The sequence below is a fragment of the Photobacterium kishitanii genome (genome assembly GCF_000613045.3).
In the GTDB taxonomy this organism is placed as follows: Bacteria; Pseudomonadota; Gammaproteobacteria; order Enterobacterales; family Vibrionaceae; genus Photobacterium; species Photobacterium kishitanii.
In genome coordinates this window covers 3067071-3089357 of record NZ_LN794352.1, presented here as the reverse complement: position 1 = coordinate 3089357, position 22287 = coordinate 3067071, and the positions used below count along the sequence as shown (strand labels likewise).

The window sequence follows — 22287 nt, the reverse complement described above, 5'->3', positions numbered from 1 at the left end:
ATGGCGTGGAATGAGCCTGGTAACAACGGCGGCCGTGATGATAAAGACCCTTGGGGTAATAAAAATCATGGTGGACGTGAACAAGGACCACCTGATCTGGATGAGGTTTTCTCAAAACTAAGTCGTAAGGTTGGTGGTGTGTTTGGTAATAAAAAAGGACCAACAGGCAGCGGTAGCGCTGTAGGTTTGGGTGCTGTTGCAGTTTTAGCTGTGGCTGTATGGGGATTTTCAGGCTTTTACACTATAAGTGAAGCAGAGCAAGGTGTTGTGCTGCGCTTTGGTAAGTTTGATCAAATCGTCAAGCCTGGTTTGAACTGGAAGCCGACTTTTATTGATGAAGTCATCCCTGTTAACGTACAAGCAATTCGTTCGCTACGAGCTTCTGGCTTAATGCTAACCAAAGACGAAAATGTATTGAAAGTTGAGATGGATGTTCAGTATCGTGTTGATAATGCTGAGAAATATCTCTTTAGTGTTACCAATGCCGATGATAGTTTGCGTCAAGCAACAGACTCTGCACTGCGTGCGGTTATCGGTGATTCAACTATGGATCAAGCGTTAACAACAGGCCGTCAGACTATTCGTGCGAATACTCAAACTGCAATTAATAAAATTATCTCAAAATACGACATGGGTATCCGTGTTGTGGACGTTAACTTCCAAAGTGCTCGTCCACCAGAAGCGGTTAAAGATGCCTTTGATGATGCTATTGCAGCACGTGAAGATGAAGAACGTTATGTTCGTGAAGCAGAAGCTTATAGTAATGACATTTTGCCAAAAGCAACGGGTCGTGCAGAGCGTCTGAAGAATGAATCAGAAGGTTATTCTGAGCGTGTTATTAATGGTGCTTTAGGTGATGTTGCACAGTTTGATAAGCTGTTGCCACAATACGAAGCTGCTAAACAAGTAACTCGTGAACGTCTGTATCTTGATACGATGGAACGTGTATACAGCAATACCAGCAAGGTGTTAATTGATACTAAGTCTGGTGGTAATAACGTGATGTATTTACCACTTGAAAAGTTAATGAATCAATCACATAACCAAGCGAAAAAGCCAGTAGATACTGGCCGATTAAGTGGTATTGAATTGGAAAAAGTGGAAACGCCAACGCCAGCTGCTCCAACACCACGTGCTGATACTGGCCGTCAAGGGAGATATTAATTATGCGTAAGTTAATCATCCCAGTAGTTGTGATTTTTATTGCACTATTATTGATGTCTATGTTTGTAGTGAAAGAGGGCGAGCGTGGTATCGTAGTACGTTTTGGTCGTATTCTAAAAGATAACAATACCGAAGTTGCACGTATTTACGAGCCAGGTTTACACTTTAAAGTTCCTGTATTTGACCGTGTGCATGATCTTGATGCGCGTATTCAAACCATGGACGACCAAGCAGATCGTTTCCTAACCGCTGAGAAAAAAGACGTTATCATTGATACTTACGTAAAATGGCGTATCAAAGATTTCGGTAAATATTACTTAGCAACTGGTGGTGGTAATACATCAACAGCGGAATCATTGTTAAAGCGTAAAGTCGTTGATAGCTTACGTGCTGAAATTGGTGCGAAAGAAATCAAGCAAATTGTATCTGGTGAAGACAGCATTTCAACACCAACAACATCGTCTGATATTGCACAAACTAAGGCTGCGAAAGCTGCCCTAGCTGTGATTGAAGGTGTGGTGCCGGTGAAGAAAGTTGAAGGCCAACGTGATCAAATCATGGCTGATGTACTTGAAGAAACGCGTGAAAGTGCGAAAGATTTAGGTATTGAAGTAGTTGATTTCCGTATTAAGAAAATCAACTTACCTGATGAAATCAGTGAGTCTATTTACCGTCGTATGCGTGCTGAACGTGAATCAGTAGCGCGTAGTTACCGTTCTCAAGGCCGTCAACGTGCTGAAGAGCTTCGTGCTCGTTCAGAACTTGAAGTGGCAACAGTTTTGGCTAACGCAAAGCGTAAAGCACAAGTTGTACGCGGTGACGCAGATGCAAAAGCGGCTGAGATTTATGCTAAAGCATACAATCAAGACCCTGAGTTCTACAGCTTCTGGCGTTCTCTGAAGGCGTATGAAACGAGCTTTAATTCGAAAAATGACATTCTTGTTATTGATCCGAATAATGAGTTCTTTAAATACATGAACCATTCAGAGCTATCAGCAAAGTAAGCTCGCTTTAATAACAGCGCAATCGTTATAATAAAGACAAGGCTTCGGCCTTGTCTTTTTTTTTGGATAAAATATATGATGAATACAATCTTATTAGCCATTGGTTTAGTGTTAGTTGTTGAAGGGTTAGGCCCATTATTGGCACCTCAAGGATGGCGTAATATGGTGAGTCAATTAAGTCAGCAGAACGACAATGTTTTACGTCGTATTGGTGGCTGTTTGGTGGTTGCGGGGAGTGTTATTGCTTATATGATGTATTTAAAAATGTAGAAAAACAGCCATAAATAACCGTTAAAAGTAGTTATGTGTTCAATGCGCTGAGCCAAAAATGACTGCAAGCTGACGGTTAAGGTGCTAGAATCCTTTTTTAACTACTGATAGATGAAGAAAGATGGCAAATAATGTAGTCGTTCTTGGCACCCAATGGGGTGACGAAGGTAAAGGTAAGATCGTTGACCTGCTGACCGAAGATGCAAAATATGTAGTTCGCTACCAAGGCGGACACAACGCCGGTCACACCCTAGTTATTGATGGTGAGAAAACAGTTCTTCACCTGATCCCATCTGGTATCCTACGTGACAATGTTAAATGCATCATCGGTAACGGTGTTGTACTTTCTCCTGATGCACTAATGAATGAGATGGGCCCACTAGAAGCGCGTGGCATTCCTGTTCGTGAGCGTTTGTTCCTGTCAGAAGCTTGTCCACTAATTCTTCCTTACCATATTGCTCTTGACCAAGCACGCGAAGCGGCTCGTGGTAAAAAAGCAATTGGTACTACTGGTCGTGGTATCGGTCCTGCTTACGAAGATAAAGTTGCTCGTCGCGGTCTTCGCGTTGGTGATTTATTCGATAAAGCGGCATTTGCTGAAAAGCTTAAAGAAGTGATGGCTTACCATAACTTCCAACTTGAGCATTACTACAATGCTGAGCCTGTAAGTTACGAAGAAGTACTAGAAAAAGTACTGTCTCAAGCTGATCTATTAACTTCAATGGTTATCGATGTAACAACTGAACTTAATGACGCACGTTTACGTGGCGATAAGATCATGTTTGAAGGTGCTCAAGGTACGTTACTTGATATTGACCATGGTACTTACCCATACGTAACTTCATCTAACACTACTGCTGGTGGTGTTGCTGCAGGTTCAGGTTTTGGCCCTCGTCACTTAGGTTACATTCTTGGTATTGCAAAAGCATACTGTACCCGTGTTGGTGCAGGTCCTTTCCCGACTGAGCTATATGATGGCTTAGACAAGCAAGATCCAATTGGTAAGCACCTAGGTACTGTTGGTAATGAGTTTGGCGCAACGACAGGTCGTCTACGTCGTACTGGTTGGTTCGATGCAGTTGCTATGCGTCGTGCGGTACAAATCAACTCAATTTCTGGTTTCTGTCTAACTAAATTAGACGTACTAGATGGTCTAAAAGAGTTGAAAATCTGTACTGGTTACAAAACCAAATCAGGTGAGCTACTAGAAGTTTCACCAATGGCAGCTGATGCATACGAAGATCTAGAGCTAATCTACGAAACAATGCCTGGTTGGAGCGAAACAACATTTGGTGCTAAGACACTAGATGCGCTACCACAAGCAGCACTAGATTACATCGCACGTATCGAAGAGCTAACGGGTGTGCCAATTGATATTATTTCAACTGGTCCAGATCGTAACGAAACGATCATTAAAGTACACCCATACGCTGAGTAATCACTTGCGGTTGCTTTAAGCAAAAAAACCAGCTTTTTAGCTGGTTTTTTTTTAGTTTCAGATTATCGTTATGATGCAATCTGTCTGAGTTAAAGTTTGAGCTCAAGCGGCCGATAGGTAACTATTCGACGTTTGAAGGATTGCTAATGAAATACTTGCTGATGATCTGTGCTGCTTGGTTAGCAACGCCTGTATATGCTATTGCTACAGTCGGGGAGGCAGTGCCAGTTTATACCGAAGATCAGTTAAGTGCATGGTTTGCAACTAATCAGCATTTAACGCAAGTAAAAGCGGATGATTGCCAGTTAGTACAAGATATTCAAGCACGGGCGGAACAAATAGAATCACCTACTTATCAATTTCTTTATGGCGATATGCTTGCGTGGGGAGTCTGTGTTCCTAAAGATGTTGAGCAAGGTATGTATTACATGCGAGCAGCTGCCCAGCAAGGTGTGCCAGTTGCTTTAGAGCAATTGGGGCGTTATTACGCTCAAGGCATTATTCTACAACAAGATAAAGAGCGCGCTATTCCTTACTTACGTGAAGCCGCAGCCCTTGGTAATATTCGGGCTCGAATTCAATTAGCACAATTACTGATAGCTGATAACGGCAGCCCTTTAGATTATGAAGATGCTTATCGGTGGCTATATCAAACAGTGACTACCAACAAAAGCCAACATCAACAAATTCGTCGCTTACGATATCTGTTAGAAAAAAAGATGCCTGCAAACATTATAGCCCGTGCTAAACGGCGCTCATCGTTTTGGTAATAGTCATCAGTTATTGAACTAACAACAGCACCTAATGAGGTGCTGTTGTTGGATCGGGGGTTGATTTTAATTCGTTACAATACCTTATGTGGCCCAAAGCATTCATAATGGATACGATCGCTGGTAACACCTAAGCTAATTAACTGCTTGGCGATAAATTGCATAAAGCCAACAGGACCGCAGCAATAAAAATGCATCGCTGGGTCAGCAATCTGAGTGGAGATGTTATTGAGTTCAATTAACCCTTGGTAGTCATAATCTTCTGCTGGACGATCTGTAGCAGTAGGGGCGTTATACCATGTTAATGCCGTAATATGCTGATGGTGGTTAGCAAGGGTTTTAACATGATCTTTATAAGCATGTTGTTGGCCATTTTCGGTGGCATGTAACCAGTTTACCGCTGCTTGATGTTGAGTTAGTGTTTCCAGCATTGCCAGCATTGGGGTTAAGCCAACGCCTGCCGAAATTAATGTCACTGGTGTTTGTGGTTCAACATCCAAGAAAAAATCACCAGCTGGTGCTACGAGTTTTACTTTATCACCAACATTGACGTTATTGTGGAGGTAGTTTGATACCGTGCCTTGAGCTTCGCGCTTAACAGAGATGCGGTAATTGGTGCTATTGGGCGTAGATGATAAGCTGTATTGGCGAATCTCTTGGTGTTCTAATTCATCGGCATTAATATAAATTCCTAAATATTGCCCTGGTTTGTAGTCTGCGACTTGTCCACCATCTGCTGGCGTAAAGGTAAAGCTGGTGATTAGCTCACTATCACGTTGTTTTCCCGTTACTATAAATTCACGCATACCACGCCAACCGCCGATCTTATCATTACTCTCTTGATATATTTCTTCTTCGCGGTTAATAAAAATAGTCGCTAATACTCCGTAAGCTTCAGCCCAAGCATCTAATACTTCTTGTCCTGGTGCTAATAATTCATCTATGGTGGCTAGCAGATGGCTACCGACAATCTGATATTGATCGGCTGTAATTAAAAAACTGGTATGTTTTTGAGCTATTTTTTCGACAGCTGGCAATAATACCGCTAAATTATCAATATTATTGGCGTAAGCACATACCGCATTAAAGAGTGCTTGTTGCTGGCTTGAGGGGGTGTTTTTATCCGGGCCTTGTTGGTGGCTCATGTTAAAAATATCTTTAAGTTCAGGGTTGTGACTAAACATACGCTGATAAAAGTGTTGTGTTACTGCAGGACCTGCTGCGGCAATTACAGGAGCGGTCGACTTTACGATATCAATGGTTTTTTGACTGAGCATTACTTTCTCTTTATAAGTTGTATTTATAATATATGTTATAAGTTGTATCTGATCTGTATCTTTTAGTCAAGAACAAGATTAAAATAGCAACAGGAGGAGTTAATGTGCAGTTAACCAGTTTTACCGATTATGGCCTACGTGCCTTGATATATCTTGCGAGCTTGCCTGAAGGTGAGTTAACAAGTATCACAAAAGTAACCGACACCTATGCTGTGTCGCGGAACCACATGGTCAAAATTATTAATAAATTGGGCCAATTAGGTTATGTAGAAACCGTGCGCGGGAAAAATGGTGGTATCCGTTTAGGAATGCCTGCGGGAAATATTGTATTGGGGCATGTGGTAAGAGCGATTGAGCCGTTACAAATCGTCAATTGTGCACCTGATTTTTGTAATATCACTCCAGCATGTCAGTTAAAGGGGATCCTTGCTGACGCGCGTAATGCTTTTTTAAATGAGCTAGATAAGTACACATTACTGACTTTGGTAGATAATAATCCACCATTGCGTGTCTTATTGGGGTTGCCTGCAGAACACTAGGACCATCTAAAGATTATGGTCTAGCATCACACTACTCCCTATTATTTAGTGGAATTGGTATTTATTGCCAGTTCCCATCTGTTCACCTAAGAGCTGGGTATACTAAAGGTATGGCTGGCCAACAGGAACTGTTTATGTCTAAAGGTACTACCGATTTACCGGTTGATCCTTTTCGCGAACGCGAAGCATCTAATTACGAAAATCCCATTCCAAGCCGTGAGTTACTGTTAGAAGTGATTCGTGGTTTTAGTACACCCGTTAGTCGTGACCAGCTATTTGCTGCGTTAAAACTTGAAGGTGATGATCAATATGAAGGCTTGCGTCGTCGCTTACGTGCGATGGAACGTGATGGTCAATTAATTTTTACTCGCCGTCAGTGCTATGCATTACCTGAGCGTTTAGATTTAATTAAAGGTTACGTAATCGGCCACCGTGATGGTTTTGGCTTTTTACGTCCAGAAGGTACATTCAGTAAAGACACTGATTTATTGTTACCTGCCCATCAAATGCGAAGTGTGATCCATGGTGATTATATTTTAGCGCAAGCTGATGGCGAAGATAAACGTGGCCGTCGTGAAGGACGTGTTGTACGGGTATTAGCAGAATCAACCACTCAAATAGTTGGTCGTTTCTTCCTTGAAGATGGTATGGGCTATGTGGTACCTGATGATTCTCGTATTGCACAAGATATCATTATTCCTCAAGACGCTCGTCAAGGTGCCCGTATGGGGAATGTGGTTGTGGTTGAGATCAATCAACGCGCCACTCGTCAGCACAATGCCGTTGGTCGTGTGGTTGAAGTACTGGGTGAGAATATGGCGCCGGGTATGGAAATTGAAATCGCACTCCGTACTCATGATATTCCACACGTATGGCCATCAGAAGTCGACAATCAAATTAAGCATCTGACCGAAGAAGTGCCAGAAGAAGCTAAACTTGGTCGTGTTGATTTACGTCAATTGCCGTTGGTAACCATTGATGGTGAAGATGCCCGTGACTTTGATGATGCGGTTCACTGTCAGCGTAATCCTGATGGTGGCTGGCGTTTATGGGTCGCGATTGCCGATGTAAGTTATTATGTACGCTCTAAATCAGCATTAGATAATGAAGCCCTCAAGCGTGGTAACTCGGTGTACTTCCCTGCCCAAGTTATTCCAATGCTGCCAGAAGTGCTTTCAAATGGTCTATGTTCACTTAACCCACAGGTTGATCGCTTGTGTATGGTGTGTGAGATGACGGTTTCTGATGGCGGTAAACTGACTGGCTATAAGCACTATGAAGCAGTGATGAATTCTCATGCGCGCTTAACTTACACTAAAGTAAGTAAAATGCTCGATGGTGATGAAGAGTTGCGTCAACGTTATCAGCCATTAGTGCCGCATCTTGAAGAACTTTACAGCATGTTTAAAGCGCTGAAAGTTGCTCGTGAAGCGCGTGGCGCCATTGAATTTGAAACGGTTGAAACCAAGTTTGTTTTCAATGCGGATCGTAAGATCGAAAATATTGTGCCGTTAGTACGTAATGAAGCGCATAAAATCATCGAAGAATGTATGATTTTAGCCAATATCGCGTCAGCACAATTTGTTGAAAGTGCTAAAGAACCAGCGTTATACCGTGTCCATGACACCCCTGGTGAAGAGCGTCTCCAAGGTTTCCGTGATTTCTTGGGCGAGCTAAGTTTAGAACTTGGCGGCGGTTTAGAGCCAAGCCCGAAAGATTACGCGGCATTAGCGAACTTAATTCAAGAACGTAATGATCGTGAATTAATTCAAACCATGTTACTGCGCTCAATGAAGCAAGCGATTTATCAAGCAGATAATATTGGTCACTTTGGTTTAGCCCTGAGTCAGTACGCTCACTTTACCTCACCGATCCGTCGTTACCCTGATTTAACCTTGCACCGTGCAATTAAATATTTAATTGCTAAGCAAGCAGGTAACACTAAGAACGATACGCCAACCGGCGGTCATCATTATTCATTTGATGAAATTGATGTTATCGGTGAGCAGTGTTCAACCACCGAACGTCGTGCTGATGACGCGACTCGTGATGTATCTGACTGGCTCAAATGTGAGTACATGCAGGATCACCTTGGTGATGAGTTTGAAGGTGTAATCGCTAACGTTACTGGTTTTGGTTTCTTTGTGCGTTTAAATGAACTTAACATTGATGGTTTAGTGCATATTTCAAACCTTGCTAATGACTACTACCAATTTGATCCTGTGGGTCAACGGTTAGTCGGCGAGAGCTCAGGCGTGATTTATCGTTTAGGTGATACCGTTCACGTTAAAGTTGCTGCCATCAATCTTAATGATCGTCAATTAGACTTTGATATCGTTGGCGCTGAGCGTAAACAACGTGGTGCTGGTAAAACGGCGAAAGGGCGTGAGAAAAAACAGCGCATGCGAAAAGCTGAAGGTCTAAAACGTCAGGGAATGCCTGCGTTTAAAGTTGAAGACGGTGAAGCTAAACCTGAATCGCGTAATAAAAGTAAACGTGAGCGTTCATCTGTACGCAAAAAGCTAAAAGAAGGTGCTATTCCTTCAGCTGATGAAAAGAAAAAGCCGAGAGTAAAGAAACCTCGCAAATTGTCAGATGAAAAGCCGCAGACAGATCCTAAAAAGAAGCCCAAAGTTCGCAAGAAGAAAAAGCAACGTGCGGGTAAATCAGAACGTGCAGCAAAGAAGAGTTAATCCATGAGTAATGATATGATTTTTGGCATTCATGCCGTTAAAGCTGTACTTGCATCTGACCCGGTGCGCTTTATTGAAGTATTCGTACTTAAAGGACGTGAAGACGATCGTTTATTGCCGTTAATTACTGAGCTGCAAGGTTTGGGGATTACCATTCAAGAAGCTGGCCGTAAAGCATTAGATGACAAAGTGGATGGTGCTTCTCATCAAGGGATTATTGCGCGTGTGCGTCCTGGCAAGCAATATAACGAAAACAACCTTGATGATTTATTAGCGACTCAAGAAAATCCATTACTGTTAATTCTTGATGGCGTCACCGATCCGCATAATCTTGGTGCGTGTTTACGTAACGCTGATGCTGCAGGTGCCGTAGCTGTGATTGTGCCAAAAGATCGTTCAGCACAACTCAATGCTACCGCAAGTAAAGTCGCCTGCGGTGCCGCTGAAATTATGCCATTAGTACGCGTGACTAACTTGGCGCGTACCATGCGTGCATTACAAGATAAAGGCGTATGGATTGTGGGTACTGCTGGTGAAGCAACGCATGATATTTACCATAGTAAACTAACAGGGCCATTGGCGATTGTTATGGGTGCTGAAGGTGAAGGTATGCGTCGTTTAACCCGTGAAACCTGTGATGATTTGATCAAGATCCCAATGGCGGGTTCAGTATCAAGTTTGAACGTATCTGTAGCGACGGGTATCTGTTTATTTGAAGCGGTACGTCAACGCACATAATGCGTGATTAAGCGTAGATAACTGCATAATTATTTAAACCCACTCAGTGATTTCTGAGTGGGTTTTCTATTATTAGACGGTATAAAAAACCACCAAAGACAAGACTAATTATCGACGAATGAGCAAGATAGGTTGAGGTTAAGATGCATTTGATTGAAAAGCGGCTGGTGGTGATAAAATAAGCTTGCCTAGATTGATCATTCTCTGTACTATCCGTCATCCAAATTCTCGGTTCTTTTTTTTAGTTCCTTGCTTCCCCAGGATAACCGAGCCGACAAGGGAAGCTGAATAATCCGTAAGGAGCAACCTATGCGTCATTACGAAATCGTATTCATGGTGCACCCTGATCAAAGCGAGCAAGTTGCTGGCATGATCGAGCGTTACACTGCTGCTATCAAAGATTCTGGTGGTCAAATTCACCGTCTAGAAGATTGGGGCCGCCGTCAAATGGCTTACCCAATTAACAAACTGCACAAAGCACATTACGTTCTTATGAACGTAGAAGCTGAGCAGGCTGTTGTTGACGAGCTTGAGTCAAACTTCCGCTTCAACGACGCAGTGATCCGTAACATGATCATGCGTACTAAAAACGCTGTTACTGAGCCATCTCCTATGATGAAGGCTAAAGAAGAGCGTTTCACTAAGCGTGAAGATCGTGCTGAAGCACAATCTGAAGGCGAAGCAGCTGCTGAGTAATTTGTTTAATGACTAATCGTCTGGTGTTGACTGGTACTATTGCCAAGCATCCCAAACGAAGCCAATCCCCGGCAGGCATACCTCATTGTCACTTTGTGCTTGAGCATCGTTCTGTGCAGCGGGAAGCTGACTTACCACGCCAAATATATTGTTATATTAACGTGGTAATCAGTGGTAAAGGTCAACAAGTACTCACTCAAGATTTAGTTGTCGGAAGCAATATTAAGGTGGAGGGATTTATCTCTTACCAAACCGGCCGTAACGGTATCGGGAAATTAGTTTTGCATGCCGATCACATTGACTTAATTTAGATCAGGAGATAGCCCATGGCTCGTTTCTTCCGTCGTCGTAAATTCTGCCGTTTTACAGCAGAAGGCGTACAAGAGATTGACTACAAAGACGTAGCAACTCTAAAAAACTACATCACTGAAGCTGGTAAAATCGTACCTAGCCGTATCACTGGTACTCGCGCTAAATACCAGCGTCAGCTAGCTCGCGCTATCAAGCGTTCTCGTTACCTAGCACTTCTACCGTACACAGATAAGCATCTGTAAGCGGCAGTCGTTTTTAGAACTTTATAGAGGACAAGATAATGCAAGTTATTCTACTTGATAAAATCGCTAACCTAGGTGGCCTTGGCGACCAGGTTAACGTTAAAGCGGGCTACGCTCGTAACTTCCTTATCCCACAAGCTAAGGCAGTTATGGCGACTAAAGCGAACGTTGAAATGTTCGATGCACGTCGTGCAGAGCTAGAAGCTAAAGTTGCTGAGCAACACGCTGCTGCTCAAGCACGTGCTGAAGCACTAAACGTACTTGAAGGTGTAGTTATTGCATCTAAAGCTGGTGACGAAGGTAAACTATTCGGCTCAATCGGTACTCGTGACATCGCTGATGCAGTTTCTGCAGCTGGCGTAGCACTAGTTAAGAGTGAAGTACGTCTACCTGAAGGTGCACTACGTACGACTGGCGAATTTGAAGTTAGCGTTCAGCTAAGCTCAGACGTATTCGCAACTGTTAAACTAAACGTTGTTGCTGCTCAGTAATCGCTTTTAGCTTTAATAGTAAAAAACCAGCCTTCGGGCTGGTTTTTTTATGCCTGTTATTTAGGAATTTGTCGACTAAAGCGTATAAATTAGCGATATCGTGGTGGTGGTATCGGAATTTTTCATGCCCTCAGGTACCCAAGAATAATAAGTTTGGGTATAGCCGAGGTTTAAAGCAATATTATCAGTGATGGCATTGGTAGCATTGAATGAGCTTTCAAGTGTAGTGTTACTTTTTCCTGATACAACATTGAATTTAGCGCTTAGTGTCAGGGTTTTAAGCGGCTTCCATTGCATGTCGACCGTACTTTGCAGTACCACTTCATTGACGACTTCTTGTTTAACAATACTGTCGCTTTTTATTTCATCGAGATTAGGATCTTGGTGACGAAAGCCAGGACCAATATCGACTAGAGTTTGAAAAGTTTCATAGCTAAATAAGCGGTAACCGATACCCGTTGAAACCAGTGAATCTGCATAATAAGGCCCATAGCGGTCATCAACATAGCTACCATTACCATAAAAGTAATAACCGTCACGGATCATACGCTTTGACTTTAAGCTCATCGACATCTTACGCTTGTCTTCTTGGCCGTCTTTTTTAGCCATAATAAACTTGGCATCGCCGTTAGTTTGATAGCGCCCTTTGGTATATGTAACTGCAATATTGCCATTCAGGGTTTGAGAGTCTGAATTTCCTGATAAGGATTGGTAGCCTAAACCAATACTGCTTGTTAAAGGTGATGGTTCATTCGGTGTTGCAGTTGTCGGTTCTTCACTAGCGTTGGCTGCTGTAGTGGCAAGCAAAAGTAATGTGAGTATATATCTTGCCAAAAGTCCTCCGCTGGCAGGGTCGTGTAAAGAGAGAAACATGAGCGCCGCATTCTAGCCTAAATTTGTCAACTTTTGGTTAGGAATTGTCGTCTTACTGTTGGTAAACCAAAAAAGGAGGATAATTGTTATTCTTGCTAGTGAGCAATCGTAATGGTTTATAGCTACTCAGAAGCAGGGGATAGGTTATACTGTCGAGCTCCGTTCTTGGTTTTGGTAAATGCACAATTGCTATGACAGATAATCGTAAATCGAAACAATTAAAAGATAATCAAATGGACGCCATTAAGATGCCACCGCATTCGCTTGAGGCTGAGCAATCAGTACTTGGTGGTTTAATGTTGGATAATGAGCGTTGGGATACTGTTGCTGAGAAAGTGGTTGCTAAAGACTTTTACAGCCGCCCTCATCGGATTATTTTTGAGGCAACCGCAGCCTTATTGGAAGGTGGACAGCCACTTGATTTGATCACTTTGTCTGAGCATCTTGAGCGGTCTGATAAACTGGATGATGTCGGTGGTTTTGCTTACCTTGCTGAATTGGCTAAAAATACGCCGTCAGCGGCCAATATTTTAGCATACGCTGATATTGTGCGTGAACGAGCCTTGATCCGAGACATGATTGGGGTCGCCAATGAAATTGCGGATGCTGGTTATGATCCTCAAGGTCGCACCAGTGAAGATTTGCTGGATATGGCGGAAAGCAAAGTTTTTGCCATTGCTGAGCAGCGCACCAATGATAAAGAAGGTCCGCAAAACGTAGACACTATTTTAGAGCGTACTCTTGAGCGTATCGAGTTGCTTTATCAATCACCGCAAGACGGCGTTACCGGTGTCTCAACCGGTTTTACTGATCTCAATAAAAAAACTGCGGGCCTACAAGGGTCGGATTTGATTATTGTTGCCGCACGTCCATCGATGGGTAAAACCACCTTTGCGATGAACTTATGTGAAAATGCCGCAATGGATCAAGAAAAACCAGTGTTGATTTTTTCGTTAGAGATGCCCGCCGAACAAATTATGATGCGTATGTTGGCATCATTATCGCGTGTTGATCAAACTAAGATCCGTACCGGGCAGTTGGATGATGAAGATTGGGCGCGGATATCATCAACAATGGGTATTCTGATGCAAAAGAAGAATATGTTCATTGATGATAGTTCAGGCTTAACCCCAACAGAAGTTCGTTCACGAGCGCGTCGTATTGCACGTGATAATGGTGGTCTTAGCATGATCATGATTGACTACTTACAGTTGATGCGTGTGCCGGGTTTACAAGAAAACCGTACTCTAGAGATTGCCGAAATCTCACGCTCGCTAAAAGCATTAGCGAAAGAATTAAATGTACCTGTTGTTGCTCTTTCTCAGCTTAACCGTTCGTTGGAGCAACGAGCAGATAAACGTCCTGTTAACTCTGATTTGCGTGAATCTGGCGCCATCGAGCAGGATGCGGACTTAATCATGTTTATATACCGTGATGAGGTTTATCACGAAGACAGTGCCCTTAAAGGGATTGCTGAAATCATCTTAGGTAAACAACGTAATGGTCCAATTGGTACTGTACGTTTAACCTTCCAAGGCCAGTTCTCTCGCTTTGATAACTATGCTGGTCCTGCTTTTGATGAAGAGTAAGCCTTAAAAATTATTTAGGATATTGGATGAAAGCTGCAACTGCACATATTGATACCCAAGCTTTGGCACATAACTTGAGTCAAATCCGCCTGCAGGCACCAAATAGTAAAATTTTGGCGGTTGTTAAAGCCAATGCATACGGACATGGGTTGTTAGACGTGGCAAAAAGTCTAGCCAATGTTGATGCTTATGGTGTGGCACGAATAGAAGAAGCGTTAACGCTGCGTGCTGGTGGCATTGTGAAGCCAATTTTATTATTAGAAGGCTTTTATGCGCCAACTGATCTGCCTGTATTAGTGACTAATAATATTCATACCGTGGTGCATTCAATTGAACAACTTGAAGCACTTGAGCAAGCAGAGCTAGATGCGCCTGTACGAGTATGGGTTAAAATAGATACAGGTATGCATCGCCTTGGATTGCGTCCAGAACAAGTTCCACAATTTATGCAACGGTTGCATGACTGCGATAATGTCGCTAAGCCACTGCGTTTTATTAGTCATTTTGGTAATGCTGATGATTTAAGCAGTGATATTACCTTAAAGCAAATTTCCTGTTTCTCAGCACTCACGAAGCCATATCAAGGTGAGCGTTCACTTGCTGCTTCTGCGGGTATTTTAGCGTGGCCTGATAGTCATTTTGAGTGGATTCGCCCAGGTATTATCATGTATGGCGTGTCGCCATTTAATGAATTAGATCGCATGGCATCAAGCTATAACTTACAGCCAGTGATGACCTTAACCTCAAGCCTAATTGCGGTGCGTGAAGTCAAAAAAGGTGAGCAAGTAGGTTACGGTGGTATTTGGACCAGTGAACGTGATACCAAAGTCGGTGTTATTGCTATCGGTTATGGTGATGGCTATCCACGCTGTGCGCCAAACGGCACTCCAGTGGTTGTTAATGGCCGTATTGTACCAACGGCAGGTCGCGTTTCGATGGATATGCTAACGGTCGATCTTGGACCTGATGCGACTGATAAAGTTGGTGATGAAGCTATTTTATGGGGTAAAGGCTTACCTGTCGAAGTGGTGGCGCAATATACCGGTGTGATCGCCTATGAATTAATGACCAAGCTGACTCCTAGAGTGGCTATGACCTATTCATAGTTGAATTAATGACGAATAATTGTAATCGCCGCGATTTAACTCGCGGCTTTTTTTATCTGTTATTTATTCTTCACCTTGAACTGTGATCACTATTCGGCGTGTACCACCGTGATTTCGATGCTCGCCTAAATAAATACCCTGCCATATTCCTAAAGCGAGTTGGCCATCAGTAATTGGAATGCTAATACTATTACCGAGCAATGACGCTTTGATATGCGCTGGCATATCATCATCACCTTCGTAGGTATGTTGATAAAAAGCAGCTCGTTCAGGAACGGTATGATTAAAATGTGCTTCCATATCATTACGAACGGTTGGATCTGCATTTTCATTAATGGTTAAACTTGCTGATGTATGTTGAATAAAGCAATGTACGATACCAACCTTTAATGATTGAATTATTTCTATATTTTGCTCTATTTCAGTGGTTATTAGATGAAAACCACGGGCTCTCGGAGTAAGATGAATCGTTTTTTGATACCACATAGCCATTTACCTATCGGTGAAACCTTTTAGTTTAATTAGTGATTACCATTATCATCTTAATGATAAATACAGGTATGATGCAGTTATATTTTCGTGATTTGACGCAATGACGATAATGTTATTTTAACGTCATAATTGGTTGTAACAGATAGCATTATTATTAGACACCTAGCATGCTAGGTTAAATGGCATAGATCGAGGATCTTTCGAAGGCGATATGATTCGAGGGATGAACATAACAACATCGGGAACATTATTATGTTAAAGAACATTAATCCAACGCAAACGCAAGCATGGCAAGCATTGACGGCCCATTTTGAGCAAGCTCAAGATTTCGAATTAAGTGATTTATTTGCTAATGATAGCGAGCGTTTTGCCAAGTTTTCTGCTCAGTTTGGTTCTGATATTTTATTGGACTACTCAAAGAACCTGATCACAGAAGAAACTTTGACTAAGTTGTTTGCATTAGCCAAAGAAACCGAGCTAGATGCTGCTATTGCGGATATGTTCAACGGTGAAAAAATTAACCGTACTGAAGATCGTGCTGTATTACACGTTGCGTTACGTAACCGCAGTAACACGCCAATCATCGTTGATGGCGAAGATGTTATGCCTGCGGTTAATGCCGTATTAGCTAAAATGGAGAGTTTCACTAACCGTATCGTAAGTGGTGAGTGGAAAGGTTATACCGGTAAAGAAATTACTGATGTCGTTAACATCGGTATTGGTGGTTCAGATCTTGGCCCTTACATGGTTTCTGAAGCACTATCAGCTTACAAAACGCGTTTAAACATGCACTTTGTTTCTAACGTTGATGCGACTCATATTGTTGAGACGCTGAAGGATTTGAACCCTGAAACAACATTATTCTTAATCGCATCAAAAACATTTACCACTCAAGAGACAATGACCAACGCTCTGTCTGCTCGCGATTGGTTCTTAGCGATGGCAGAAGATAAAGCTCACGTAGCTAAGCACTTTGCGGCTCTTTCTACCAATGCTGAATCAGTGGCTGAATTTGGTATTGATACTGATAACATGTTTGAGTTCTGGGATTGGGTTGGTGGTCGTTATTCACTATGGTCTGCGATTGGTCTTTCTATTAGCTTAGCGGTTGGTTTTGATAACTTTATTAAGTTACTTGAAGGTGGCCATGCGATGGATAATCATTTTGTTCAAGCACCACTTGAGCAAAAGTTACCTGTAATTTTGGCGCTAATCGGTATTTGGTACAATAACTTCCATGGTGCTGAAACTGAGGCAATCCTTCCTTACGATCAATACATGCACCGTTTCCCAGCTTACTTCCAGCAAGGTAACATGGAATCTAATGGTAAGTATGTTGATCGTGGCGGTAAGCCTGTGGATTATCAAACAGGTCCAATTATTTGGGGTGAGCCAGGAACGAATGGTCAGCATGCGTTTTACCAACTTATTCACCAAGGTACTAAGTTGATCCCATGCGATTTCATTGCGCCTGCAATTAGCCATAATCCATTAGGTGATCATCATCCTAAACTGATGGCTAACTTCTTTGCTCAAACAGAAGCATTAGCATTTGGTAAGAGCCGTGAGACAGTAGAAGCTGAGTTTGTTGCCGCAGGTAAATCACAACAAGAAATTGATGAGTTAGCTGAATTTAAAGTGTTTGAAGGTAACCGCCCAACTAACTCTATTTTGCTTAAAGAAATTACGCCATATACATTAGGTGCATTAATTGCGTTGTATGAGCACAAAATCTTTACTCAAGGTGTTATTTGGAACATCTTTAGCTTTGACCAGTGGGGCGTAGAACTTGGTAAGCAACTCGCTAACCAAATTTTGCCAGAGCTAAACAACGCTGAAAGTGTGGTTAGTCACGATAGTTCAACTAACGGTCTGATCAATGCATTTAAACAATGGCGCGTATAGTGCCTATTATTGGTTAGCGTAGTTAACTGATAAAATAAAACGCCGCAATCATCACGATTGCGGCGTTTTTTATTTTTGGTGTCCGCTCAATTATAGCGCGATAACATCGCTAGCTTGAGGGCCTTTCTGACCATCAGTTACGATAAACTCAACGCTTTGGCCTTCACGTAATGTTTTACGTCCTTGCGCCTGAATGGCACTGAAGTGAACAAATACATCTTTACCATCAGCAGCAGAAATAAAGCCAAAACCTTTATCATCGTTGAACCACTTTACGGTTCCAGTCAGTTTACTCATGTACGTCTTTCCCTTATAGACTAATAATAGTAGTCACAGCCAATAGGTAACTAGATGCTTATGACTGATTAAGTCTAGATCGAATTCATGACAATGAGTAGTTTTTTATTGTGCTTTTATGTTCGAGCTAACGTTAATTAATCGCGTGGCTAATTATGTTAATTCAGATTAGAAAGATGAGGTGGTGCTATCACTTGTAGTAATAGCACTAGAGCTGATTTATTCGTTAGTCGTTTGTTGGCATTTATGGCAAACACCATGGCTTTCAACCACGTGATGCTTGATCATAAAACCATACTGTTCTGATTTTATACGTAAAAATTTTGCGAGTTCATCATCATGGGTTTCTTCAACAAAACCACACTTATCACAAATTAATAGTTGTGAACAATGATCAGCATGGCCAAGTACACAACAAGCAATATAGCTATTAGTTGATTCGACTTTGTGAACAAACCCTTGTGCTAACAGAAAATCCAAGGCGCGATAAACCGTCGGTGGTTTAGCTTGGGGTTCTGATGCTTTGAGTAAATCAAGTAACTCATAAGCACTGATAGAACTATGATGATTAATGATCAGTGCCAGTACTTTTAATCGCTGGGGAGTCAGTCTTACCCCGCGTTGCTCACAGAGCTGTTGTGCTTTGGCTAGCAGTTGAGTTTGAACCGTCATAGAGCCTCAAAAAAACGTCATTAAGTTGTTATTTTATCACAGCTATCTAAAAACATACTCACACTTAGCAAGGAACCGTGGTGAGGAAGGGGATTCCGTGTTAATGATCACGTTATAAAAAGCCATAACCTAAGTTATGGCTTGTCTTTATATTCATGAATCTTAGTGGTATTCATATTTGCAGCTAGTTAGGATGATTTATATGAGCACTTAAAAAACTTAGGCTGTCATCCTCAATTAAGAATAGTTTATCTTTCATATCTTTAGGTAAGTTAATATTTGCCACTAACTTATTTAAATAGATATCTCGACGATAAATGTTATCAATTAACTCTTGCTTAGGAATCGCTCTATTTGGATTCTCAAACAGGTAGCAGAGTAATTGGTAATTTAACGATCGACCTTTGAGTTTTAACAGCGGTTTATTGCCTAAATAAACCGTCCGTTGACGTTTATTCAAATACAGGTGCGCATGAAGCTTTTTTCTTGCATAAAGATAATAAGTGACAAGAATGAGGTAAATTATAACCTCAGCAGCAACTATAATTGCGGTGTTTTGCAACGTTTAATTTCCTTACATTTAGCCATGCTACTGATATCGTTGCTGATGATAGGATCTTGGCAGTATTTTTCAGCAAGATGAAATTGACCATTCCATTTGATTTTCTCACCTAGTGCATTGCTCTTTTTGCACTTTGAGTATACAGCGTCAACTTCTTTAATAAGAATATCTTTCACTTGTGTTGTTAATACGAGTTGCTGTTGTTTAAGGGTATTTAATTCACTGTTATCAACAGGCTTTAAAATTAAAACTAATACTGTTATCCAGCCTAATAACCCAAGTACAAATAAAAACTTAGGAAGTTTTTCATTTAACATATTATGCTCATTATTGCATTAAAAGCGGAATAATAATCGAATGGTTATGGTTAGCTAGTAATGTAACGATGCTTTTTGGCATTAATGGCAAAAATTAATGAGAGATTAAAGTTTTTGGGTTAAATATTACATGTTTTAGTGCGAGCAGTGTGCGGCTACATCAATGTAGCTGCACATTGATTGTTAGTACTACTTTAGTTGGTGAAGATATTCGCCGATGGTAATCATCACATTATTAATATCAACGGTTAGTGATTGATTAGTTTTTGGATACCATAACCCAACTTGATCATTATCATTGAGGGTCATAATGAGTTTAGCCCCTGTTTTTAAGGCACGATTATGTTGGCGTTTTATTTTGCTATGACTTAGATCGGTAAGTACTTGAAGTTTTGGTAATTGACGGCGAATGTTGTGGGCAACCACTAATGCTTTTTCATTTTGTTGTGGTGATTCAGTGGTGATAGTAATGTCAGGATCATTATTTATGCCTTTATCAAGCCCTAGCGTTTCGACTAATAACAATAGTCGTTCAATCCCGATAGCAAACCCTGAACCAGGTAAGGCATTTTTACTAAACAGTTCGATTAACCCATCATAACGGCCACCACCACAAACGGTAGCTTGTGAACCAAGCTTATCAGTTATCCACTCAAACACTGTTTTTGAATAGTAATCAAGACCACGCACTAAACGTGGATTGATGGTGTAACTTATACCTGCTTGGTCAAGTAGATATTGCAGCTTATTAAAATGAGCTAGAGAATCTTCACCAATAAAATCAATTAGCTGAGGTGCTTCATTGATCATGTCCTGCATGTCGGGGTTTTTACTGTCTAGAATACGTAATGGATTACTGCTGAGGCGGGTAAGACTATCTTGATCTAATAATGACCGATGTTGCTCAAAATAGGTGATTAGGTGTTGGCGATGAACTTGGCGTTCTGAAGTTGTACCCAGTGAATTAATTTCAAGGGCAATGTGTTGGTCGACGCCTAATGCTTTGAAAATATCGTAAGACATACAAATTAATTCAGCATCAATGTCTGCCCCTGCCATACCAAATGTTTCAACACCAAATTGAGTAAATTGGCGTAAACGTCCTTTTTGAGGTCTTTCATAGCGGAACATTGGGCCTTGGTACCACAATCGTTGAGTGCTGTTATAACACATATTGTGTTCAATGACGGCACGCGCACAGCTACTGGTTCCTTCTGGGCGTAAGGTGATATGTTCGCCACTTTTATCAACAAAATTGTACATTTCTTTTGAAACTATATCGGTTGATTCACCGACAGCGCGCTCAAATAAGGCTAGAGGTTCAATAATAGGTAGCCGAATTTGTTGATAACCATAGCTATGGGTCACTTGTTTTATAATCGATTCTAGCCATAACCAAATCGGTGTTTGTTCTGGTAAAATATCAGATACTCCACGGATTGATTGAATGTTATTTTTCATAGGAAACCCTACTTATATTGTATTATCGGCTATTTATTTCCTCTATCGTGAGAAATACATTTATAATAACTACTGTATTTAATGGTATTAGATAATAGCCGTTAGGTGTGATATTGCTGGTAAATAGTGGAATAGGCACCAGCAATATCGATTCACAAAGGCGGTAGTGAACTACCGCTTTTTTTATGCTGCAATCATTTCGCCATTAGCATCTTTAATTACATCATCAATTAACGCATCGACTTTTGATGCATCAAGATGGTGTGCTGTGGTGATAAGGTGTGCTTGACCACCAGATGTTGCGAGGCAGTGTTTTTTCCAAACCGCTTCAGATGGGCAAGGGAATACTACTGTGATTGAGTTTTTATTACACCATGCGTTAATACCAGCAGTTTGTAGGCGTTGTACCGCATGTTGTGCTAAATCAAGACTACGATTAATACGACGTTTAAAGTCTGCATGTGAGTGTGATTTCACCGCACACCACATCATTAATGGTGTGTGGCCATTACGTGAACCAGTGATGGTTTTATCGTGAGCAGAGATGTAATCAATCTCAACTGAAATTGCATCAACATTGCGTTTTTTTGCTACCACGATACCACATGGGATTGGTGAGCCAATCATTTTGTGGCCAGAGACACCAATAGAGTCAATACCATCAGCAAAGTTAAACCCTTGTGGCTCATCAACAAAAGGTAGGATCATACCGCTTAATGCGGCATCAGCGTGAATATAGTAATCTTCACGCTTAATACCTAACTCACCAATCATCGCTTGAATCTTACTTATATCATCAATCGCCCCACGTACTGTCGTGCCGATATTGGCAAAGATAATCGGATGCTTTTCGTCATCTTGTTTAATCTTACTAATTAGATCATCGTAATCAATTTCACCATTTGGTAATGAATCAACAAGCTGTGATTTAATACGTAGTAGTTTGACGATTTTAGCTACTGAGTAGTGAGTATCTTTTGAGTAATACAAGGTGCCATCAGGGAAAAGCTCACGACCAAGGTAGCAACCAAACATATTACTTTCAGTACCACCATTAGTGACATAACCCCAGCTATCTTCAAATGGAATTTTGAAAAGATCGGCAAAGTATTCCATCACTTCTTTTTCAAAATCAAACGAGTTAAGGAGGTAGTTACAGTACTCGGCCCAATCACCACAGTTGTTGATTGAGAAGCGCATAAAGCGTTCTAGAATGGTGTAATCAAAATCTGCTGACTCAGGGTAGCCAATATTAAAGTATTGGTTTTTTACACAGTAAGCCCAAAATTCGTCAAGTTTATTTTGATTTTCAATTGATAATGTCATGATATATATCCTAATAAATTTGTTTAATTGATACTTTTAAATAATTGTCAGTT

General features: G+C 41.4%; 24 protein-coding genes. 15 read left to right on the top strand and 9 right to left on the bottom strand.

Annotated elements, in window-relative coordinates; translation table 11 throughout:
* The 5 genes from hflK to motX all read left to right on the top strand — a co-directional run bounded on the left by hflK (position 1) and on the right by motX (position 4646).
* Positions 1 to 1164 (top strand): FtsH protease activity modulator HflK, encoded by a 1164-nt coding sequence (hflK, locus tag PPBDW_RS14265; protein ID WP_036788832.1) that lies wholly within the window; start codon positions 1 to 3, stop codon positions 1162 to 1164.
* Between the two features lie 2 nt (positions 1165 to 1166).
* Positions 1167 to 2168 carry a protease modulator HflC gene (gene hflC, locus PPBDW_RS14260; RefSeq protein ID WP_036788830.1) on the top strand — a complete coding sequence of 334 codons (1002 nt, stop codon included), beginning with the start codon at positions 1167 to 1169 and terminating at the stop codon, positions 2166 to 2168.
* 75 nt (positions 2169 to 2243) lie between these two features.
* Positions 2244 to 2438 carry a DUF2065 domain-containing protein gene (locus PPBDW_RS14255; RefSeq protein ID WP_036788828.1) on the top strand — a complete coding sequence of 65 codons (195 nt, stop codon included), beginning with the start codon at positions 2244 to 2246 and terminating at the stop codon, positions 2436 to 2438.
* A gap of 121 nt (positions 2439 to 2559) precedes the next feature.
* Entirely contained in the window at positions 2560 to 3876 is a 1317-nt protein-coding gene (locus tag PPBDW_RS14250) for an adenylosuccinate synthase (protein WP_036788826.1), read from the top strand.
* 146 nt (positions 3877 to 4022) lie between these two features.
* Positions 4023 to 4646, top strand: a complete 624-nt coding sequence (gene motX, locus PPBDW_RS14245) for a flagellar protein MotX (RefSeq protein WP_036788824.1) — start codon at positions 4023 to 4025, stop codon at positions 4644 to 4646.
* A 74-nt stretch (positions 4647 to 4720) separates the two neighbouring features.
* On the opposite strand, the gene hmpA is transcribed toward motX, so the two are convergent.
* Complete coding sequence (hmpA, locus tag PPBDW_RS14240; RefSeq protein WP_036788821.1) at positions 4721 to 5923, bottom strand: NO-inducible flavohemoprotein; 1203 nt, start codon at positions 5921 to 5923, stop codon at positions 4721 to 4723.
* A gap of 104 nt (positions 5924 to 6027) precedes the next feature.
* On the opposite strand from hmpA, the gene nsrR reads away from it, so the two are divergent.
* From nsrR to rplI, 7 genes are all read left to right on the top strand, one after another.
* Entirely contained in the window at positions 6028 to 6462 is a 435-nt protein-coding gene (gene nsrR, locus PPBDW_RS14235; RefSeq protein ID WP_036788819.1) for a nitric oxide-sensing transcriptional repressor NsrR, read from the top strand.
* Between the two features lie 134 nt (positions 6463 to 6596).
* Complete coding sequence (gene rnr / locus PPBDW_RS14230; protein WP_036788817.1) at positions 6597 to 9155, top strand: ribonuclease R; 2559 nt, start codon at positions 6597 to 6599, stop codon at positions 9153 to 9155.
* A gap of 3 nt (positions 9156 to 9158) precedes the next feature.
* On the top strand, positions 9159 to 9893 hold the full coding sequence (gene rlmB / locus PPBDW_RS14225) for a 23S rRNA (guanosine(2251)-2'-O)-methyltransferase RlmB (protein ID WP_036788815.1): 735 nt from the start codon (positions 9159 to 9161) through the stop codon (positions 9891 to 9893).
* A gap of 309 nt (positions 9894 to 10202) precedes the next feature.
* Positions 10203 to 10589, top strand: a complete 387-nt coding sequence (rpsF, locus tag PPBDW_RS14220; protein ID WP_036788814.1) for a 30S ribosomal protein S6 — start codon at positions 10203 to 10205, stop codon at positions 10587 to 10589.
* A gap of 8 nt (positions 10590 to 10597) precedes the next feature.
* Complete coding sequence (gene priB, locus PPBDW_RS14215; RefSeq protein WP_036788812.1) at positions 10598 to 10900, top strand: primosomal replication protein N; 303 nt, start codon at positions 10598 to 10600, stop codon at positions 10898 to 10900.
* A gap of 15 nt (positions 10901 to 10915) precedes the next feature.
* The gene (rpsR, locus tag PPBDW_RS14210; protein WP_005421136.1) at positions 10916 to 11143 is read left to right on the top strand and encodes a 30S ribosomal protein S18; all 228 of its coding nucleotides are present in this window, start codon (positions 10916 to 10918) and stop codon (positions 11141 to 11143) included.
* Between the two features lie 38 nt (positions 11144 to 11181).
* Positions 11182 to 11634 (top strand): 50S ribosomal protein L9, encoded by a 453-nt coding sequence (rplI, locus tag PPBDW_RS14205; RefSeq protein ID WP_036788809.1) that lies wholly within the window; start codon positions 11182 to 11184, stop codon positions 11632 to 11634.
* 75 nt (positions 11635 to 11709) lie between these two features.
* Here the strand turns inward: rplI and PPBDW_RS14200 are convergent, their stop codons facing one another.
* Positions 11710 to 12468 (bottom strand): DUF481 domain-containing protein, encoded by a 759-nt coding sequence (locus PPBDW_RS14200; protein WP_036788991.1) that lies wholly within the window; start codon positions 12466 to 12468, stop codon positions 11710 to 11712.
* Positions 12469 to 12698: 230 nt separating this feature from the next.
* Between PPBDW_RS14200 and PPBDW_RS14195 the strand changes: the two genes are divergently transcribed.
* Positions 12699 to 14096, top strand: coding sequence for a replicative DNA helicase (locus PPBDW_RS14195; protein ID WP_036788807.1), 1398 nt, complete (start codon positions 12699 to 12701; stop codon positions 14094 to 14096).
* Positions 14097 to 14122: 26 nt separating this feature from the next.
* Positions 14123 to 15202 carry an alanine racemase gene (alr, locus tag PPBDW_RS14190; RefSeq protein ID WP_036788805.1) on the top strand — a complete coding sequence of 360 codons (1080 nt, stop codon included), beginning with the start codon at positions 14123 to 14125 and terminating at the stop codon, positions 15200 to 15202.
* Between the two features lie 63 nt (positions 15203 to 15265).
* Here alr and PPBDW_RS14185 read toward each other — a convergent pair whose 3' ends face one another.
* Positions 15266 to 15688 carry a secondary thiamine-phosphate synthase enzyme YjbQ gene (locus PPBDW_RS14185; RefSeq protein WP_036788989.1) on the bottom strand — a complete coding sequence of 141 codons (423 nt, stop codon included), beginning with the start codon at positions 15686 to 15688 and terminating at the stop codon, positions 15266 to 15268.
* A gap of 258 nt (positions 15689 to 15946) precedes the next feature.
* Between PPBDW_RS14185 and pgi the strand changes: the two genes are divergently transcribed.
* The gene (gene pgi, locus PPBDW_RS14180) at positions 15947 to 17599 is read left to right on the top strand and encodes a glucose-6-phosphate isomerase (RefSeq protein WP_036788804.1); all 1653 of its coding nucleotides are present in this window, start codon (positions 15947 to 15949) and stop codon (positions 17597 to 17599) included.
* Positions 17600 to 17689: 90 nt separating this feature from the next.
* On the opposite strand, the gene PPBDW_RS14175 is transcribed toward pgi, so the two are convergent.
* The 6 genes from PPBDW_RS14175 to PPBDW_RS14150 form a co-directional block, all read right to left on the bottom strand.
* On the bottom strand, positions 17690 to 17896 hold the full coding sequence (locus PPBDW_RS14175) for a cold-shock protein (protein ID WP_036788802.1): 207 nt from the start codon (positions 17894 to 17896) through the stop codon (positions 17690 to 17692).
* A gap of 219 nt (positions 17897 to 18115) precedes the next feature.
* Entirely contained in the window at positions 18116 to 18568 is a 453-nt protein-coding gene (gene zur, locus PPBDW_RS14170) for a zinc uptake transcriptional repressor Zur (RefSeq protein ID WP_036788800.1), read from the bottom strand.
* 184 nt (positions 18569 to 18752) lie between these two features.
* On the bottom strand, positions 18753 to 19130 hold the full coding sequence (locus PPBDW_RS14165; protein ID WP_036788798.1) for a helix-turn-helix domain-containing protein: 378 nt from the start codon (positions 19128 to 19130) through the stop codon (positions 18753 to 18755).
* Complete coding sequence (locus tag PPBDW_RS14160) at positions 19109 to 19447, bottom strand: hypothetical protein (protein WP_036788796.1); 339 nt, start codon at positions 19445 to 19447, stop codon at positions 19109 to 19111. The genes PPBDW_RS14165 and PPBDW_RS14160 overlap by 22 nt, the downstream gene beginning before the upstream one ends.
* A 189-nt stretch (positions 19448 to 19636) precedes the next feature.
* Entirely contained in the window at positions 19637 to 20908 is a 1272-nt protein-coding gene (gene hisS, locus PPBDW_RS14155; RefSeq protein ID WP_036788794.1) for a histidine--tRNA ligase, read from the bottom strand.
* A gap of 183 nt (positions 20909 to 21091) precedes the next feature.
* The gene (locus PPBDW_RS14150; RefSeq protein ID WP_036788792.1) at positions 21092 to 22234 is read right to left on the bottom strand and encodes a histidine decarboxylase; all 1143 of its coding nucleotides are present in this window, start codon (positions 22232 to 22234) and stop codon (positions 21092 to 21094) included.
* Between the last annotated feature and the right edge of the window lie 53 nt (positions 22235 to 22287).